The organism is Pseudonocardia wallangbongensis (assembly GCF_054486945.1).
This window is the reverse complement of the sequence record NZ_JBRERS010000002.1, coordinates 754,534-772,135: the sequence shown is the minus strand read 5'-3', so window position 1 is coordinate 772,135 and position 17,602 is coordinate 754,534. Positions and strand designations below refer to the sequence as shown.

17 protein-coding genes and 2 pseudogenes are annotated in these 17,602 nt (G+C 73.2%); 7 read left to right on the top strand and 12 right to left on the bottom strand.

Annotated features, from left to right (window positions below; all coding sequences use genetic code 11):
* Positions 1–20: 20 nt before the first annotated feature.
* Complete coding sequence (locus ACU436_RS10015; protein ID WP_459023855.1) at positions 21–1,490, bottom strand: glycosyltransferase family 39 protein; 1,470 nt, start codon at positions 1,488–1,490, stop codon at positions 21–23.
* Between the two features lie 132 nt (positions 1,491–1,622).
* Here ACU436_RS10015 and ACU436_RS10010 point away from each other — a divergent pair, with 132 nt between their 5' ends.
* Positions 1,623–2,813 carry a sensor histidine kinase gene (locus tag ACU436_RS10010; protein ID WP_459023853.1) on the top strand — a complete coding sequence of 397 codons (1,191 nt, stop codon included), beginning with the start codon at positions 1,623–1,625 and terminating at the stop codon, positions 2,811–2,813.
* 11 nt (positions 2,814–2,824) lie between these two features.
* Positions 2,825–3,475: a response regulator gene (locus tag ACU436_RS10005; RefSeq protein WP_459023851.1), complete on the top strand. Its 651-nt coding sequence runs from the start codon at positions 2,825–2,827 to the stop codon at positions 3,473–3,475.
* Positions 3,476–3,485: 10 nt separating this feature from the next.
* Here the strand turns inward: ACU436_RS10005 and ACU436_RS10000 are convergent, their stop codons facing one another.
* The 5 genes and pseudogenes from ACU436_RS10000 to ACU436_RS09980 form a co-directional block, all read right to left on the bottom strand.
* Complete coding sequence (locus ACU436_RS10000; RefSeq protein WP_459023849.1) at positions 3,486–4,709, bottom strand: primosomal protein; 1,224 nt, start codon at positions 4,707–4,709, stop codon at positions 3,486–3,488.
* A gap of 25 nt (positions 4,710–4,734) precedes the next feature.
* On the bottom strand, positions 4,735–5,616 hold the full coding sequence (locus ACU436_RS09995; RefSeq protein WP_459024320.1) for an aldehyde dehydrogenase family protein: 882 nt from the start codon (positions 5,614–5,616) through the stop codon (positions 4,735–4,737).
* Between the two features lies 1 nt (position 5,617).
* Positions 5,618–5,845, bottom strand: a pseudogene (locus tag ACU436_RS09990) (helix-turn-helix domain-containing protein); the annotation flags it as partial.
* A 92-nt stretch (positions 5,846–5,937) separates the two neighbouring features.
* Positions 5,938–6,627 (bottom strand): annotated as a pseudogene (locus tag ACU436_RS09985) (MFS transporter); the annotation flags it as partial.
* 135 nt (positions 6,628–6,762) lie between these two features.
* Positions 6,763–7,257 carry a pyridoxamine 5'-phosphate oxidase family protein gene (locus ACU436_RS09980; RefSeq protein ID WP_459023847.1) on the bottom strand — a complete coding sequence of 165 codons (495 nt, stop codon included), beginning with the start codon at positions 7,255–7,257 and terminating at the stop codon, positions 6,763–6,765.
* A gap of 107 nt (positions 7,258–7,364) precedes the next feature.
* On the opposite strand from ACU436_RS09980, the gene ACU436_RS09975 reads away from it, so the two are divergent.
* Positions 7,365–7,877 carry an NUDIX hydrolase gene (locus ACU436_RS09975; RefSeq protein ID WP_459023845.1) on the top strand — a complete coding sequence of 171 codons (513 nt, stop codon included), beginning with the start codon at positions 7,365–7,367 and terminating at the stop codon, positions 7,875–7,877.
* Positions 7,878–7,896: 19 nt separating this feature from the next.
* Positions 7,897–8,286 carry a hypothetical protein gene (locus tag ACU436_RS09970; RefSeq protein WP_459023843.1) on the top strand — a complete coding sequence of 130 codons (390 nt, stop codon included), beginning with the start codon at positions 7,897–7,899 and terminating at the stop codon, positions 8,284–8,286.
* A gap of 162 nt (positions 8,287–8,448) precedes the next feature.
* Here the strand turns inward: ACU436_RS09970 and ACU436_RS09965 are convergent, their stop codons facing one another.
* The 3 genes from ACU436_RS09965 to ACU436_RS09955 form a co-directional block, all read right to left on the bottom strand.
* Complete coding sequence (locus ACU436_RS09965) at positions 8,449–9,882, bottom strand: aldehyde dehydrogenase family protein (protein WP_459023841.1); 1,434 nt, start codon at positions 9,880–9,882, stop codon at positions 8,449–8,451.
* Complete coding sequence (gene deoC, locus ACU436_RS09960; protein ID WP_459023840.1) at positions 9,882–10,844, bottom strand: deoxyribose-phosphate aldolase; 963 nt, start codon at positions 10,842–10,844, stop codon at positions 9,882–9,884. Before deoC ends, ACU436_RS09965 begins: the two co-directional genes overlap by 1 nt.
* Positions 10,845–11,033: 189 nt before the next feature.
* On the bottom strand, positions 11,034–11,270 hold the full coding sequence (locus ACU436_RS09955; protein WP_075940218.1) for a hypothetical protein: 237 nt from the start codon (positions 11,268–11,270) through the stop codon (positions 11,034–11,036).
* Between the two features lie 346 nt (positions 11,271–11,616).
* Between ACU436_RS09955 and ACU436_RS09950 the strand changes: the two genes are divergently transcribed.
* A complete protein-coding gene (locus ACU436_RS09950) occupies positions 11,617–13,200 on the top strand; it encodes a metallophosphoesterase family protein (RefSeq protein WP_459023838.1) in 1,584 nt (527 codons plus the stop codon).
* A gap of 1 nt (position 13,201) precedes the next feature.
* On the opposite strand, the gene ACU436_RS09945 is transcribed toward ACU436_RS09950, so the two are convergent.
* The gene (locus tag ACU436_RS09945) at positions 13,202–14,677 is read right to left on the bottom strand and encodes an MFS transporter (RefSeq protein WP_459023836.1); all 1,476 of its coding nucleotides are present in this window, start codon (positions 14,675–14,677) and stop codon (positions 13,202–13,204) included.
* Between the two features lie 66 nt (positions 14,678–14,743).
* On the opposite strand from ACU436_RS09945, the gene ACU436_RS09940 reads away from it, so the two are divergent.
* Together ACU436_RS09940 and upp are read left to right on the top strand one after the other, a co-directional pair.
* Positions 14,744–15,220 (top strand): winged helix-turn-helix transcriptional regulator, encoded by a 477-nt coding sequence (locus tag ACU436_RS09940; protein WP_459023835.1) that lies wholly within the window; start codon positions 14,744–14,746, stop codon positions 15,218–15,220.
* Positions 15,221–15,942: 722 nt separating this feature from the next.
* Positions 15,943–16,566, top strand: a complete 624-nt coding sequence (gene upp / locus ACU436_RS09935; RefSeq protein WP_459023833.1) for a uracil phosphoribosyltransferase — start codon at positions 15,943–15,945, stop codon at positions 16,564–16,566.
* Between the two features lie 151 nt (positions 16,567–16,717).
* Here upp and ACU436_RS09930 read toward each other — a convergent pair whose 3' ends face one another.
* Together ACU436_RS09930 and ACU436_RS09925 are read right to left on the bottom strand one after the other, a co-directional pair.
* Positions 16,718–16,867 carry a hypothetical protein gene (locus ACU436_RS09930; RefSeq protein ID WP_459023831.1) on the bottom strand — a complete coding sequence of 50 codons (150 nt, stop codon included), beginning with the start codon at positions 16,865–16,867 and terminating at the stop codon, positions 16,718–16,720.
* A gap of 168 nt (positions 16,868–17,035) precedes the next feature.
* Complete coding sequence (locus ACU436_RS09925) at positions 17,036–17,500, bottom strand: flavodoxin family protein (protein WP_459024318.1); 465 nt, start codon at positions 17,498–17,500, stop codon at positions 17,036–17,038.
* Positions 17,501–17,602 lie beyond the last annotated feature (102 nt).

The following is a 17,602-nucleotide window of genomic DNA, read 5'->3' as shown; positions in this document are numbered from 1 at the left end:
GTTAGCCTGCCCTAACCACGTCAGCCGACGGTGAGGGTGCGCAGGCGGGGCCAGAGCTCGGTCCACGGAAGCTCCCGCCCGGTGAGCAGCCAGACGCTCGCGTCCTCCCCGCCGTCGGCCACCATGCGCACGTCGGAGAAGTACGGCCGCATCGCCTCGGGGTCCCGGCCGACGAACAGCACGGTGTCGTCGTCCTCGGCCGGGGCCGGGAACCAGCCGTACCCGCGGTTGCCGCTGTAGGCCTGCGGGAGGTCGTACTGCAGCGAGTAGCCGTCGAGGTAGGCGGCGAGGATGTAGGACCCGCCCATGAGCGCGGTGTGCTCCCGCGTCTCCGCCGGGAGGGCCTGGTACGCGGTGGCGGCCCGCTGGGCGATCGCCCGGCCGATGTCGTCGGACGTCGCCGTGATCGTCGTGGCGGAGAAGAGGAGGAACCCACCCGCCGCGGCGGCACTCAGCGCGTAGGCGGGCCAGGCCGCCCAGCTGAAGCGACGGTGCCCCGCCTCCCGGCGCCGTTGCAGGCCGAGCGTCCCTGCCGCGGCGATGATCCCGTACAGCCCGCCCAGGTAGTACGGCCGGCCCGGCGCCACGACGAACACGGCGAACAGCACGAGGAACGTCACGGCGAGGAAGCGGTACGGGCGCATCTCATCGGCCCGCAGGAGCATCCCCAGGCCGTGGAAGAGGAGCACGCTCCCGGCGATGCCGGCCATGCCGATCAGCGCCACCGCGACGCCTGGCCGCCCCCCGTAGAGCGCGTCGGCCTCCGCGGCCACCACGGAGGACATCTGCAACTGGGGCCAGCCGTTCAGGGCCTGCCAGGCGAGGGTGGGCAGCGCGATCAGCGCGCCGATGCCGGCCCCGGCCCACAGCATCGGCCTGCGCAGCAGCTCCCTGGGGCCGCAGGCGAGCACGGCCAGGAGCAGCACGGCCGCGAGCAGCAGCACCTGGAACTTGGTCTGGGCCGCGATGCCGAACGCCACCCCGAGCGCCAGCAGCAGCCGGTCGTCGCGGACGCGGATCCAGCGGACCAGCAGCCAGCCCACCACCAGCCACTGGACGGGCTCGAGCGTGTACGGGGTGAGCCAGTGCCCGGCCATCATGGTCCACAGCCCGGTGGCCTGCGCGCCCGCCGTCAGCGTCTGCGCGCGCCGGTCACCGCCGAGCTCGCGGGCGACGAGCGCGGCGACGACCACCGCCCCGGCCGTCGCGAGCACCGCCGGCAGCCGCAGCGCGACGATCGAGCCGGGCGCGATCGCGTCCATCAGCGCGGCCAGCAGCGGTGCCATCGGGGGTTGGTCGGCCGAGCCCCAGTCGAGGTGGTTGCGGCCGATGGCCAGCATGTACACCTCGTCGAACCAGTAGCCGCCGCCGAAGCTCGCGGCCAGCTGGGTGATGGCGACGACAGCCGTGATCGACAGGACGGGGCCGCGGGCGAAGGGCACGGTGCGGGGCAGGGGACGCGTCACGGCGGCCTCGGCGGTGGTGGTCACGATCGACATCAGACCGGCCGCGGACCCCTCCTGACCAGGCCCGACGGATGGCGACGCCCCCTACGGAAGTAGGTGCGGCATCCCGCACGACGAAGGTGATCGGCAGGCCTCGGGCCCGGTTACCGTGTCCTGGTGCGTCAGCAGACGGAGCCGGGAGACCACCCGAAAGAGGCGTTCGCCCTGCTCGTCGCCGCCGTGCTGTTCTTCGCCGGCCTCGACGTCCTCTACACCGTGCTCGGGTCCCGGACCACCGGTCCGGCGGGCCCGTGGGCCGGGCTCGCGTTCCGGCTCGTCCTCGATGCCGCGGTGCTCGCGGTGCTGCGGGCGCCGGTCCTGCTGACGTGGCTGATGATCGCCGGCGCCGGCGCGTTGCAGCTGAGCGAGCTGCTGATCCCGGGGCTGCTCGTCGCGACCCCGGTGATCGGTGGCGACCCGCTGACGCTGAGCGTGACCCCGGTCGTGGTCAACGCCGTGGTCCAGCTGCGCAACCGGCGTTCCACGTGGGTGCTCATCGGGGTGCTCACGTTGCTCGCGACGCGCCCGTGGGACCCGTCGTGGCTCACGGTCTCCCTCGGCCTGCTGATCACCGGGGTCCCCGCGCTTCTCGGCCGCTACCTGGTGGCCCGGCGCAACCTGATGACGAGCCTGCGGGAACGCGCGGAGCGCACCGACCGGGAGCAGCTCCTCCTCGCCGAGCAGGCCCGCGCCGAGGAACGGGCGCGGCTCGCATCCGAGATGCACGACGTCGTCACCCACCGGGTCAGCCTCATGGTGCTGCAGGCCGGTGCCATCGAGGTCACCGCGCCGGACCCGGAGACGCGCCGCGCGGCCGAAGGCCTCCGCGACGCCGGCATGCAGGCCCTTGACGAGCTGCGTGACCTGGTCGGGGTGTTCGGCGGGGAGCGGACCGGTGAGTCGCCGTCGGTGGGCCCGCCCGTGCCGCGCGTCGAGCTGCGGGAGCTCGTCGGCGCATCCGTCGCGGCCGGCGTGGACGTGCGGCTGGACTGCGGCGGGGACGCCGACGCCGTGCCGGCGGCGGTGCTGCGCACGGCCCATCGCGTCGTGCAGGAGGCGTTGACGAACGTGCACAAGCACGCGCCGGGCGGGCGGGTGCGGGTCGACGTGCGCTACGGCGCAGAGGTCGTGACCGTGGCGGTGACCAACACGGCCGCCACCGCCGATCCCGCGCTCGCCCCGACCGGTTCCGGGAGCGGGCTGCGCGGCCTGCGGGAGCGCGTGGCGATCATCGGCGGGACCATGCAGGCCGGGCCATGCCCCGAGGGCGGGTTCGCGGTGCGTGCCCGGCTCCCGGTGGGGCGGTGAAGGAGAAGACCGTGACGGTCCAGGTGCTGGTGGTCGACGACGAGCCGATGGTGTGCGCGCACCTGCGCACGATCCTCGGCGCGGCCGACGGGATCGAGGTGGTCGCCACCGCCGCCGACGGGGCGGAGGCGGTGGAGGCCGTCGTCCTGCACGAGCCGGACGTCGTGCTCATGGACCTGCGGATGCCCGGGGTGGACGGGATCGCCGCGACGGCGCGGATCGTCGAGCTCCCGTCCCCGCCGCCGGTCGTCGCGCTCACCACGTTCGACGGCGACGAGCACGTGCACCGGGCACTGCGCGCCGGCGCGGCCGGCTACCTGCTCAAGTCCACCCCGCCCGACGAGCTGGCCACGCTGGTGCGGGTGGCCGCGCAGGGGCACACCGTGCTCTCCCGGTCGGCGGCGCGCCGCCTGGTGGACCGGGCCGGCGACGAGCACGTGGCCCGCCGGCGCGCCGGGGCCCGCCTGGCGGCGCTGACGGAGCGGGAGCGCGACGTCGTCGCGCTGCTCGGGGAGGGCTGCTCCAACGCCGAGGTGGCGCGGCGGCTGCACCTCACCGAGGCCACCGTGAAGGGCTACGTCTCCAACGCGCTGGACAAGCTCGGGTGTGCCAACCGCACCCAGCTGGGCCTCCTGGCCCGCGAGGCGGGCCTCAGGGGGTAGTTCCGGGACGCTAGTGGGTGCGGAAGCGGTTCGTGACGTCCTCGACGAGCTCGCGGAACCGCGCCGACTCGGTGTCGAACGGCGGGCTGGGGGCGAGGCGGGTGGGGTCGGGCTTCGTGATGAAGGAGACGAGCCAGCCCAGCGCCTGCGACTCGACGAGGGCGCGGCGGGCCTCGTCGTCGTCGGTCCAGTCGCCGACGTCGAGCAGGAGCTCGCCGGCGAGCTCCAGCTGGGAGGGGTCGACCGCGGTCGGTCCCTCGGCGAGGTCGTCGGGGAGGCCGGTGAGGGTGTAGGCGTTCAGGTCGTCGACCTGCACGTCCAGCTCGCCCACCCCGGCCCGCTCGACGATCTCCGGCCACGTGGACGCGGCCGCCAGGTCGTGACCGTCGGCGCCGTCCTCGGCGATCCAGCGGGCGAGGGCCTGTTCTGTGCGGAAGACGTCGATGCGCCCCTCCGAGCCGAGGAAGACGGCCTTGTCGTCGAGGTAGCAGCGCAGGGTGTAGTGGTCGCCCTCGCGGGTGCTGATCCGGACGGGGTCGATGCCGACCTCCTCCCAGAAGCCGGGTTCCGCGTCCTCATCCTCGTCGGCCGCTCCGTCCTCGTCGGCCTCGGTGATCGTGGGCTCGTCCGTGTCGTCGACGACCACGATCTCCTTCTCGGCGGCCGCGAGCGCGGCGGCGTCGACGTCGGGGGTGGCGACGATGTCGTCGAGCGCGTCGATGACCTCGTCCCAGCGCTCCGCGATCGTCTCGACCATCTGCGTCCACAGCCGCTGGCCCTCGCGACCGGCGAACGGCAGCGTGCCCTGCCTCAGGAGGTTGAACGCGGGCGCGGCGCCGAGCACGTCGGTGACGGCGTCCAGCTCGCAGACGTCGGCGATCGCGCGGATCATCTCCGTGAGCTCGGCGAGCTCGCCGACGGTCCAGGTGTCGGGGTCTGCGGCGACGAGTTCCGGGACGCCGACGATGTCGTACCGCTGGGTGTCGTCCGGGGTCAGCTCCGGCACCGTGAGGTCGGGCACCACGGACCACGCCGGGTGGTCGACGAGGTCGTGCTCGGCTGCCGTGCGGACGAACGCCGCAAGCTGGGCGACCTCCGGGAAGGCGAACAACGAGTCGTCGTCGCCCAGGAAGGCTTCCCACTCCTCGCCGTCCTCCCGCCACCGCGGGGCCCACAGCGTGACGAGGTCGCCGGCCGTGAGCGAGAGCTGGATCGGGACGATGTCGCTGGCCACGGGCAAAGCCTAGGAGGCCCGGCTGTCAACGCCCGACCGGGTGCCACACTGTCTTGATCTCGGTCCAGGCGCGGAGCCGCACAAGATCGGGTTCGCGGGCCGGGTCGGGCTCGGTGGCGGGGCGCGGAAGCACCCGCTTGACGCTCTCGGCCGCGGATCGCTCCAGGTCGACGGCCAGCTCGGCGGGGGCGCCCACCAGGTCGAGGGCCTGCACCTCGCCGTGCGCGGCGAGCCACGGCGCGAGTTCCGCGGTGCGCCCCGTGAGCACGTTGGCCACCCCACCGGGCAGGTCGGAGGTGGCGAGCACCTCGGCCAGCTCCACCGCTGGCAGCGGCCTGCGCTCCGAGGCGACGACCACGGCCGTGCAGCCGGTGGCGAGCACGGGCGCGAGCACGTCGACGAGCCCGAGGAGCGACGAGGACTGCGGCGCCAGCACCCCGACGACACCGGTGGGCTCCGGGGTGGACCAGTTCAGCAGCGGCCCGGCCACCGGGTTCACGGACCCGAGCACGGAGGCGATCTTGTCGGTCCACCCCGCGTACCAGACCCAGTGATCGATCGCCGCGTCCACCAGCGCCGTCGCCTGCCCCTTGCGCGCGCCCTCGGCGGCCACCACGTCGTCGACGAACTGCGCGCGGCGCCCCTGCAGCATCTCGGCGACCCGGTAGAGCACCTGGCCGCGGTTGTACGCGGTGGCACCGGACCAGCCGGGGAACGCCGTGCGGGCGGCGCTCACCGCGTCGCGCACGTCCTTGCGGGACGCGAGGGCGGCGTGGGCGAGCAGCGTGCCGCCGGTGCCCGTGACCGGGTAGCTGCGGCCCGACTCCGACCGCGGGAAGGCGCCGCCGACGTACAGCTTGTAGGTCTTGGCGACGGCGAGCCGGTCGGTGGTCGTCACGTCGGGCAGGTTACGCCGGGAGGGCGAGCCGGACGAGGTGTGCGCGCGAGGCCACCCCGAGCTTCGGGAAGGCCTTGTAGAGGTGGTAGCCGACGGTGCGCGGGGACAGGAACAGCTGGGCGCCGATGTCGCGGTTGGACAGCCCCGCCGCGGCGAGCCGGACGACCTGCAGTTCCTGCGGGGTGAGCTCGGCGAGCGGGTCGGGGCCGGGGCCGGGGGAGCTGGTCTCTCCGGTGGCCGGCTGCGCCGGGCCCTGCGGCGCAGCACCGCGCTGCCGGCGATCGCCATCGCCCGGTTGCCGAACCGGTCGGCCAGCGCGCCCGCGGCCGCCGACAACGGGGCCATCGCACCGACGAAGAACAGCAGCGCGACGCCCGTGAGGTTCGGGCCGCCGTGCAGGACGTCGGACACGAAGTAGGGCAGCAGGAAGGCGACCAGCCCGCCGGTGAGGGACACCGCCAGCAGCGAGAGCAGGGTGACGCCGAACTCGCGGTTCCGCACGAGCCCGAGCACCGGGCGCGAGGACGTCAGCCGGGACCACCACACCGCCAGCCCGACCGCGCCCACCGCCAGCGCCGCGGCGACGAGCGGGCGCCCCTCGACCTGGTCGAAGGCGAGCAGCAGCACGGCCACCGACCCGCCGAGCAGCACGGCCTCGCGGACCAGCGCCGCGCCGGGCCGCGGGAGCCCGCGGTCGGGTCGCCCGGTGATCGTCCGCAGCCCGACCCACAGCACCGCGAGCACCAGCGGCAGCTTCACCAGGAACACCGCCCGCCAGCCCCACGCGTCGGCGATGAGGCCGCCGAACGGGGCGCCGGCCATCGAGCCCACCGTCATGATCGTGATGACGAAGCCGATCGCCCGTCCGCGCTGCTCGCGCAGCACGCTCGTGGTGATGATCGGCATGTAGACGGCGACGATCAGCGCTCCCGCCGCGCCCTGCAACAGCCGCCCGACCACCACGAGCCAGAACGTGGGCACCAGCCCGACGAGCACGCTCGCGGCCCCGACCCCGACCATCGCGAGCGCGAACTCCGCCCGGACGTCGGCCCCGGAGTTCGCGCCCCGACACTCACACACCAACTGTGGTGCCGGCACACCAACTGCAGTTGGTGTGTGAGAGCCACGGTTGGTGTGTGACGCTCGCGGCCGGCGTCAGCTCTGCGCCATCTTGGCGTTGATCAGGTCCTCGACCGCCTTGGGGATCGTCGTCTCGAAGTCCAGCAGCTTCGCCCAGTCCGGCTCGATGGTGATGCGCACCATCTGGTCGTACAGCCCGCGCACCCCGGCTTCCCAGTCGTCGGCCACCTCGGCCGGTGTGACCTTGCGCCCGGCCTCGACATACTCGTCCGGACAACCGTCGACGAGCTCGAGACTCGCGGCGCCCCGGACCAGCAGCACCCGCGGCGGCCACGGATCGATCGTGTCGATGGTGATCGCGACGCGGGGGTTGCGCTGCAGCGCCCGCACCTTCGCCATGGCCGGCACGGAGAAGAGCACCAGCTGCGCGCCGTTCCACACGAACCCGATCGGGACGACCCGCGGGTCGCCGTCCACGGCGGTGTAGGCCAGGCGTGCCGGGGTCGACGAGCCCAGGAGCTTCTGCGAGATCGGCTTGCCGAGCACCTCGGTGACGTCGCTGCGGTCCATGGTCGTCTCCTGTCGTCCGATCCTGTGTGAGGGAGACGGAGCCGGGGCCGGGCTCTCGACGACTTCGAGCAAGTTGTGCTCTGCATCACAGGCGTAGCGTCCCCGGCGTGGGGGAGCTGATCTCGGGTCCGGGCCCTCGCTCCGGAGTCCGGGTGGCCGCGCGCGTGCTCCTCGTCGACCCGGTGCAGCGGGTGCTGCTGTTCCAGGGGGTCGACCCGCACGTGCCCGACGAGTCGTTCTGGTTCACGGCGGGTGGCGGGGTGGAACCGGGGGAGGAGCTGCTCTCCGGGGCCCGGCGGGAGCTGCAGGAGGAGACGGGCCTTCGGCTGCCGCCGGACCGGCTCGTCGGACCCGTGTGGCTGCGCCGGGTGCGGTTCAGCTTCGAGGGCGTGGAGTACGACAGCGACGAGTGGTTCTTCCTGGCCGCCCTGACCGACCCGGCCGACGTCGACACGGCGGGCTTCACCGACCTGGAGAACCGCACCGTCCGCGGGCACCGCTGGTGGAGCGCCGACGACCTGCGCCGCACGACCGAGACCGTCTACCCGCTCCAGCTCGGCGAGCTCCTGCCCGGCCTGCTGGCCGACGGCTGGGACGGCCGGCTCCGGCTGATCGACTGATGGCGACCGGGAGGGCTACATGGCGGAAGTGACGGGGCGCAGTCCGGATGCCGTCGACGGTGCGCTCGCGTCGGCCACGCGGTTCCTCTCGGAGCTCGCCGCGTGGGTCGCGGCACCGTGGGCCGCGAGCCGGGTGTCCGTGGTCCTCGCCGTGGTCGTGCTCGTCGTCCTGCTGGCGCTGCCGGCCGCGTTCAACGTGCCCGGCGACAAGCACAAGATCGGTGGCCGCGCCGTGTCCGGGCCGGTGCGGATCGGGATCGAGCTCCTGCTCTTCGCGTCGGCGGTCGTGGGCGCCACCCTCGCCTGGCCGGAGTGGGCCGCGGTGCTCGTGCTCCTCCTCGTACTGGCCGCGGCGGCCTCGAACCTGCCGCGCTGGCGCTGGCTGGTCGCGACCACCCGGGGGACGTGAGGACGACCGGATGTGGGCAGCCGACATCCGACCGCCCACCTGGATCACGCTGCCTGGGGAGTTCGGCCAGGCCTGACGGCCGCACACACCTGCGGGACACGACACACACGTCCCGCGGTGTGTGCCGACGCCGGACGATGTGTGCCGTCTCCTGGTGGGACGTCAGGCACGCAGGTACGCCTCCAGCCCCACGCGCCCGCCCTCGCGCCCGAACCCGCTCTCCCGGTACCCGCCGAACGGCGCCGTGGGGTCGAAGCGGTTGAAGGTGTTCGTCCACACCACCCCCGCCCGCAGGCGCTGGGCCGTCCACAGCGCCTTGGAGCCCTTCTCCGTCCAGATCCCGGCGGAGAGGCCGTAGGGCGTGTTGTTCGCCTTCGCGATCGCCTCGTCGGGTGTGCGGAAGGTCAGCACGGAGAGGACGGGGCCGAAGATCTCCTCCCGCGCCACGCGCATGGTCTGCTCCACCCCGGAGAAGACGGTGGGCGGGAAGAAGAGGCCGCGCTCGGGCAGGGGGCACGAGCTGGTCCAGCGCTGCGCGCCCTCCGCATCGCCGGCGGCGGCGAGGTCGACGATCTTCTCCAGCTGCGGGCGCGAGTTGATCGCGCCCACGTCCGTGTTCTTGTCCAGCGGGTCGCCGACGCGCAGCGTCTCGATCCGGGCCTGCAGGAGCTCCATGAACTCCTGCTCGATCGACTCCTGCACGAGCAGGCGGGAGCCCGCGCAGCAGACGTGGCCCTGGTTGAAGAAGATCCCGTCGACGACGCCGTCGACCGCCTGGTCCAGCGGTGCGTCGTCGTAGACGATGTTGGCGGCCTTGCCGCCCAGCTCGAGCGTGAGCCTGCGCCCGGTACCGGCGAGCCGGCGCTGGATCTCCTTGCCGACGTCGGTGGAGCCGGTGAACGCCACCTTGTCCAGGCCGCCGTGGCCCACCACGGCGGCCCCGACGTCACCGGCGCCCGGCAGCACGTTGACCACCCCGGGCGGGAGCCCGGCGTCGGCCGCGATCTCGGCCAGCACGAGGGCGGTGAGCGGCGTGGTCTCGGCCGGCTTGAGGACGATCGTGTTGCCGCACGCGAGTGCGGGCCCGATCTTCCAGGCGGCCATGAGCAGCGGGAAGTTCCAGGGGATCACCGACCCGACCACCCCGACCGGCCGCGGGTCCGGGCCGAGGCCCGCGTAACCGAGCTTGTCGGCCCAGCCGGCGTGGTGGAACAGGTGCGCCGACGCCGTGGGCACGTCCACGTCGCGGGACTCCCGGATCGGCTTGCCGTTGTCGAGGGTCTCCAGGACGGCGAGCTCGCGAGCCCGCTCGGCCACCACCCGCGCGATCCGGAACAGGTACTTGGCGCGCTCCGCGCCCGGCATCGGTCCCCACACCTGCTCGTGCGCGCGGCGCGCCGCGGCCACGGCCCGGTCGACGTCCTCCTGGTTCGCCGTGCCGACCTCGGCGAGCGCCTCCTCCGTGGCCGGGTTCAGCGTCTTGAGCGGCTCCCCGCCGCCGTCGACGAACTCACCGTCGACGAACGGCCGGTACGCCTGCTTGAGGTTCGCGAGCGCGGCCGACTCGGGGGCGGGGGCGTAGGTCCAGTCCGGCATCAGGCCCCTCCGATGTGGTCGCGGTCGGCGTAGTGGCCTTCGAGCTGGGTGCGCCGCTGCCGCAGCAGGTCGCCGAGCAGGGACGACGCCCCGAACCGGAACAGCTCCGGGGTGAGCCAGTCGGCGCCGGCCACCTCGTGGACGGCCACGAGGTGGCGGATGGCGTCCTTGGCCGTGCGGATCCCGCCGGCGGCCTTGACGCCCCGGTGCTCGCCGGTGGCGCGGTGCCAGTCGCGGACGGCCTGCAGCATCACCTGCACGACCGGCAGGGTGGCCGCGGGTGAGACCTTGCCCGTGGAGGTCTTGATGACGTCGGCGCCCGCGAGCATCGCGAGCCAGGACGCGCGGCGCACGTCGTCGTAGCCCGCGAGCTCGCCGGTCTCGAGGATGACCTTGAGGTGCGCGCTGCCGCAGGCCTCCTTGACCGCGACGATCTCGTCGTGCACGGCGCCGTAGCGCCCCGTGAGGAACGCCCCGCGGTCGATCACCATGTCGATCTCGCCTGCGCCGGCCTCTACGGCGAGCGCGGTGTCGGCGAGCTTGACCGCGCGCGACGACCGTCCGGACGGGAACGCGGTGGCCACCGCCGCCACGGCCACCCCGGATCCCTGCAGCGCCTCGACGGCCACCGCGGCCAGGTCCGGGTAGACGCAGACCGCGGCGACGGACGGGACGTCCGGGTGGTCCGGGTCCGGCCTGCGGGCCTGGGCGCACAGCGACCGCACCTTGCCCGGGGTGTCCGCGCCCTCCAGCGTGGTCAGGTCGATCATCGAGATCGCCATGTCGAGGGCCTGGAGCTTGGACTCCTTCTTGATGCTCCGGGTGGCCAGCGTCGCCGCGCGCCGCTCGACGCCCACGTGGTCGACGCCGGGCAGGCCGTGCAGGAACCGCCGCAGCGACGCGTCGTCGCGGACCGCGTCGGCGAACGCTCCGTCGCGCTGGGCGGTAACGGTCGTGGTCACGCGGGCGAGTCTAGGCGGGGACGAGGCAGGTGGAGCCTCCTCGAGAACGGCCCGGACAGCACGCCGCCCGCCGCGCGGGAGGAGCGGCGGGCGGGGATGAGTGCAGGGGGAGCGGGGGTAGTTCTGTCGTGCAGTTGTGCGGTCGTGCTTCCGCGCCAACGGGGAGCTGCGCAGATCTTCCTGTTCGGGTCAGGTGGAGCTGTGCAGCCGCACGACGCCCACGGTCACGTCCTCCAGGCCACCGCGGTCGAAGTCGCGGCGCAGCTGGTCGGCCTTGACCGTGGCCGTGAGCCCGTCGAACGGGCCGTGTGCGTCGACCTCCCCGGTCTGGGGGTCGACGGCGAGTACGACGTATCCGTCGCACTGTGTGAGCTTCTCCGCCGCTGCGACCAGCGTCGCCTCGTCGGAAGTCGTGTTCTCCGGCACCGGATCACCTCCTAGTCACTAAGTACAGCGTCGAGGAGGCTTCCGGCGTGACAGTGTTCGTGCCAGACCACCCGTTCGGGTCAGGGTGAAAGTTCGCGTTGATCACCCCTCGTGTCGTCGGGAGCACGGTGGGCATGGGGAACGGGGTCCGACAGCCGTTTCTGTCACTGAGCAAGCACTCTCCGTGAGCGCAGGATGGTCCCGTGGCCCCGGGGTGCAGTTCGTCGTGTGACGGCCCCCGGGCCAGATCTCGCGGCGCCCCGCGAACGCCATGCGGCGCCGAGGTGGGGCGTCGCTGTGATTGCGAAGGGTGACCGACGGGCACCTCCGCTGCCAGGATCGGATCATGAGCTCGCTCCCCGACTCCGACACCGCCGGACCTTCCCGCAGCTCCACCCGCGGAGCCGGGTGGGGTTGCCGGACCCGCGGCGTGGGTGCCCGGCTCGCGCCCCGCGACAGCCGCTTCTCCTGGCTCCGCCCGGGACCGCTGATCGCGTCGCGCAACGACGTGCTCGCCCGCAGGTTCGGCGACCCCACCGACGACCAGCGTCGCGAGTGGCTGCGCCGCCTCGACGAGTACGCGCAGGCCGCGGTCGCGCCGCCCCCACCCCGCGACCGGTTGATCACCCGGTTCGCCGACCGCGAGCGCGTGTCGGTGGCCCTGCTGGGCGATCCGGGCGAGGGCGACGCCTCGCAGTACGTGGTGGTGCCGGTGCTGGAGCGGGTCGCCGGCGACACGGATCTCGCCGTGCTGTGCAGCGACGTCGTCTACCCGGCCGGTGGGGTCCGCGCCTACGCCGACCGCTTCTACCGCCCGTACGCCGGCTACCAGGGTCCGATCTACGGGCTGCCGGGCAACCACGACTGGTACGACGGGCTCTCCGGTTTCATGACCGCCTTCTGCGACGCCCCACCCGACGCGGGCGACCCGGAGCCCGTGTTCACCGGCTCGTGGTGGAAGCGGATGCTGCTCAAGCTCCTGTGGCGCCGGGCGCCCGCTGCCACCGTGGAGGACGTCGCCGACATGCGCTGGTACCGCGATGCCGAATCGCAGCAGTGCGGCCAGCCCGGGCCGTACTGCGCGATCGACGCGGGACCGGTCCGGCTGGTACTGATCGACACCGGCATCGACGGGCACATCGACCGCGACCAGGGCGAGTGGCTGCGGGAGGTCTCCGGGGGCGACCGCCCGAAGATCCTGCTCACCGGCCGGCCCATCTACACGTACGCGAACCTGCAGCTGTGTCCCATCGAGGGTGGCGGGGACGTCAACGAGATCGTCACGGACCCGGCGTTCAACTACGTGGCCTGCATCGGCGGCGACGACCACAACTACCAGCGCTACCCGGTGCTCCAGCGCGACGGGCGCACCATCCAGTACCTGGTGGCGGGCGGGTCGGGCGCCTACCTGTCGGCCACGCACCAGATCCCGAACGTCGACCGGCTCGCCCCGGCCGTGCACGAGGAGGACTTCCGCTGCTACCCGCTCCGCGGCGACTCGCTCGCGCACTTCAGCCGCCGCTACGACAAGCTGCTCCGCTTCGGGCTCGGCCACCTGGTCATCTCGCCCGAGGAGGCCACGGTGATCATGGCCGAGCGGGTCGGGAACGAGCCCCCGCGCTCGTCCCCGACCACCGTGAGCGCCCGCGCCCGTCGCGCCGCCGACCGCGTCTTCCCGCTGCCGGCACGCGGCTCGGCGCCGGCGCACAACCTGATGTCGCTGCTGTTCGACTCGAACGCCGTGCCGCAGTTCAAGAGCTTCCTGCGGCTGGACGCCTCCGCCGAAGACATCGTCATCTCCTGCTGGGCGGCCACCGGCTGCCGCGAGCACGAGCTGAACCCCGTGCTCGAGGACCGGCTCCGCGCGGTCCGCGCGGACGACGGCCGCTGGGAGTGGCGCAGCGAGACGCCCGGCCGTGCGGTCCCGTGAGTCAGGGCCGTGCGCGGCGCAGCCCCGTCGCCACGAGCACCGCGCCGAGCGCCGCGGCGACCAGCGGCACCACGAGACCCGCCCGGTAACCCTCCAGCACGGCTTGCGCCGAGGTGTCCGCGGTGCCGGCGACGATCACCGCGGTCGCGACCGCCAGTCCCAGTGCGGCTCCGAACTGGAACGACGTCGCCAACAGCCCGCTCGCGAGCCCCTGCTCCTCGTCGGCGACACCGTCCGTCGCCGCGATCGTCAGCGGCCCGTAGGCCAGCGTGAACGCCAGGCCGAGCGCCAGGAACGCCGGCAGCATCGCGAGGAAGCCCCAGTCCGGCCCGACGGGGAGGAAGAGCAGGTAGGCGAGCACGGCGAGCGACATCCCGACGACGAGCACCCGCGGGTTGCCGAACCGGTTCACCAGCACCGGGGTGAGCGTCGGGGCGAGCACGGCGTCGATGCCGGCGACGGCGAGGGCGAGCCCCGTCTCCACGGTCGACCAGCCCCGCAGCTCCTGCATGTAGAGCACCGCGATGAACTGGAACGCCATGAACGAGCCGACCAGCATCATCGCGCCCGCGTTGGCCCGGAGCAGCGGGGCCGAGCGCAGGATCCCGAGCCGCACGAGCGGGGCGGCCGAGCGTCGTTCGATCCGGACGAACGCCACGAGCAGCACCACGGCGCCGGCGAGCGTCACGGACGTGGTGCCGGGCGCGACCTCGGGCGCGTGCACCAGCGTGAGCACCAGGAGCGACATCGCTCCGGTGAGCGTCAGCGTGCCGGCGACGTCGAACCCGCCAGCGGCGCGTTCACGTCGCTCCTCGCACGGCCTCGCTGTCGCTCGGCCGGCGCTTCGCGCAGGCGCTGTGACATCGGTTCGCTCGCAAGCTCGCTCACCCCGCGGGATCAGCGCGGTGGCCGCGACGAGGAGCGCGGCCGCCACGACCACGGGCGCGAAGAACACCCAGCGCCAGTGCGCGGCGGTGAGCAGGCCACCGACCACCATGCCGAGCGAGAACCCGCCGGCACCCGCCCCCGCGTACACGAGCACGGCACGGTTGCGGACCGGTCCCTCGGCGAAGGTCGTCGTGATGATCGACAGGCCGGCCGGGGTGAGGAACGCGGCAGCGACGCCGGTGACGAACCGGGCGACGACGAGCACCCAGCCCTCGGTGGCGAGACCCCCGAGGCCGGAGAACGCCACGAACACGACCAGCCAGGTCAGGAACATCCTGCGGCGGCCAAGCAGGTCGGCGGCGCGGCCGCCGAGCAGCACGAACCCGGCGTAGCCGAGTACGTACGCGCTCACGACCCACTGCAGCGAGCTGGTCGACATGCCCAGCTCGGCGCGGATGGACGGCAGCGCGACACCCATCATCGAGACGTCGATGCCCTCGAGGAAGATCGCCCCGGACAGGACGAGCAGCAGGCCCCACGCACGCGCGGTCATGCGTTCCGCGCGCGGCGGGGCGGATGGTGCGGACACGGCGTCTTCTCCCATTCTTCGGTTCCTTCTTGTAACTGACCGCATCGTGCGTCACCATCGACGGCCGTGGAAGAAGGCACTTCGAAGTCACCGACGCACCCGCAGGGCACCGTGGCCGGCGGCTCGTGCTGCGACTGGGACGCCTACCAGTGGGACACCCGCGAGGACTGCGAGGTCCGCCAGATCCTGGACCGCATCGCCGACAAGTGGTCCCTGCTCGTCATCGCGCTGCTCGACCGCAGGCGGCTCCGGTTCACCGAGCTGCGCCGCGAGATCGACGGCGTGAGCCAGCGGATGCTCACCGTCACGCTGCGCCAGCTCGAGCGGGACGGGCTGGTGCGCCGCACCGTCCATCCCGTCGTGCCACCGCGCGTCGACTACGAGCTCACACCCCTCGGCGCATCCCTGCACGAGACGATCCAGGCGCTCGTGACCTGGACGGAGGGCCACCAGCGCGAGATCGCCGCCGCCCGCAGCGCCTACGACACCCGCGCGGCCGAACCGGTGCCCGCGGAGGCTGGGGCGGCGCCGACCGTCACATGATCGCTGGTCCGGGGGCGAGAACAGCCACATCGAGGGTGTTGCCGAACTGGGGCGCGCTGTCCGAGCTTGATCAGCGCATGCGGTTGTAAAGCCGCACCCGTGCGGCTCTGTGACCGCACTCGGCGATCACGGTCGCCGCGGTGGGTGGCCGGGTTGGGTGGATTACCGGATCTTGGGGTTGCGTTGGCGGCCGTCCCCGACGTGGGGGCACGCCGGTTCTGGACGAGCCCGTCGCTGCCGGGTGCGCGCGGACTGTCCGGTGGTCCCGCCCCCACACCCGCCACGGCCTCGGCGAGAGCCCTGGTGCGGAACCGGCCCGACTCGTCTACCTGCTCGGCATCGAGCCACTGCGCGCCGGACAGTTCGAGCGCGGGGCCCGAGACGGCCACCACCCCAGGCGCGGGACCCGACGCAACGCGGGTGCCGGCCGCGACCACCCCGGACGGGGTGTGGCGAGCATGCCGCCCCGAGGTGACCGGGCGCGCCCGCGAGAGACGCACCGCTACGAGCCCCGCCCCGCCCGGCGATCGGTGGAACGGTCGCGCCGGCCAGCCACGCCGACCGCGGCGGGATCGGGCTCACATCGCCTCGATTCGGCAACACCTCTGTCCGGCCGGTTCGCACCAGGCCGCTGATCATGGCGTGCTGGGGGATGTGGACCGGGCGGCGGTGACCGCAACGGGTTCCGGCCCGTGGTGCCGGACCCCGCTAGCCTCTGCCGCATGGACGTGCGTGTCGTCGACCACCCACTGGCCAAGGCCCGGCTCTCGGAGCTGCGGGACGCGCGCACGGACAACGCGGCCTTCCGCGCCGCCCTGCGCGACCTCACCCTCATGCTGATCTACGAGGCCACCCGCGACGCCCCGCTCGCCACGGCCCCGCTGCACACCCCGGTGGCGCGCACCACGGGCTACCGGCTCGCCGTGCCCCCGCTCCTGGTGCCCGTGCTGCGGGCGGGGCTGGGCATGGCCGACGCCGCGCTGGGCCTCATGCCGGAGGCGCAGATGGGCTTCGTGGGCCTCGCCCGCGACGAGGAGACCCACCGGCCGGTGCCGTACATGGAGTCGCTGCCGGCCTCGCTCGAGGGCCGGCCGGTGTTCGTGCTCGACCCGATGCTCGCCACCGGGGGCTCGATGGCCCACACGATCCGGCTGCTCACCGAGCGCGGGGCCACGGACGTCACCGCCATCTGCGTGCTCGCCGCGCCGGAGGGCGTCGCCCACCTGCGCGACAGCGGCCTCCCGGTGCGGGTCATCACCTCCAGCATCGACGAGCGCCTGAACGACTCCGCGTTCATCGTCCCGGGCCTCGGCGACGCGGGTGACCGCCAGTTCGGCGCGGTCTAGATTCACCCGAGATCGGCCCGAGCGTCCCCCGGACGGCGCTCAGCCGGATCTCGTGGCGATCATTCCGCCATGATCGGTGCGAGGTTGCGCACGCGGCCCTTACGAGGGCGCCGAGGCGGATCTCAGAACGATCATCGCCCGCCCCTTCATGTCATCCGGCCGCGGCCGACTCCCCGGCGCCGTGGAACATGAAGAATCCCAGGCTGATGGCCGCGAGAACCCAGATGAACCCGATGATCGCCTTCTCCGACCCTCCGCCCGCTCCTCCGATCCGTCGGGGGAAGAACGGGAGAAGCACCATCCCGCCGACTGTCACCAAGACGACGACGGCCCAGAACCGATGTACGGACTCGGCCGACATGGCGGCGATGAGCGACGACGTCACAGCGACGGAACGTACTGATCGGGTGACGCTGAGAACAACGACGGAGACTCGAAGGACTACTCATCGTTACCGTAGCGGCCGCACCTACCCGGCCTCCTCCGGTGCGATGCCTGCCGCCAGGACCGCGCCGAGCTCGTAGCACGCCTCCAGCGCCGCCTTGTCGGGCGCGCCCATGACCTCCACCGGGGCGGCGGCGCGCGACCACCCCATGCCCTCGGTGATCGACCCGATGGCCCGCACCGCGCCCTCCACACCGAGGTTGCCGTGCACGTAGCAGCCGTAGGGCAGGCCGCGCGTGTCGTCGCCGCAGACGTAGTAGACGGTGTCGAAGAAGTGCTTGAGGGCGCCGGACATGTAGCCGATGTTGGCGGGCGTGCCGAGCACCACCGCGTCGGCGGCGAGCAGGTCCGGGGCCGTCGCGGCCAGGGCGGCCCGGCGGACCACGTCGACGCCGGTGATCTCCGGGTCGGACGCGCCGCGCACGACCGCGTCGAGGAGCTCCGCGGTGGCGGGCGACGGGGTGTGATGGACGATCAGCAACCGGGCCACGAAAGGCATGCTCCCATCCCCGCCCGGCGGCTAGATTGACATGCGGGCGGTGAGAAGGGGCGGGATGGCGGGCGTCGGTTCTCTGTTCGGACGTGGGCTGCT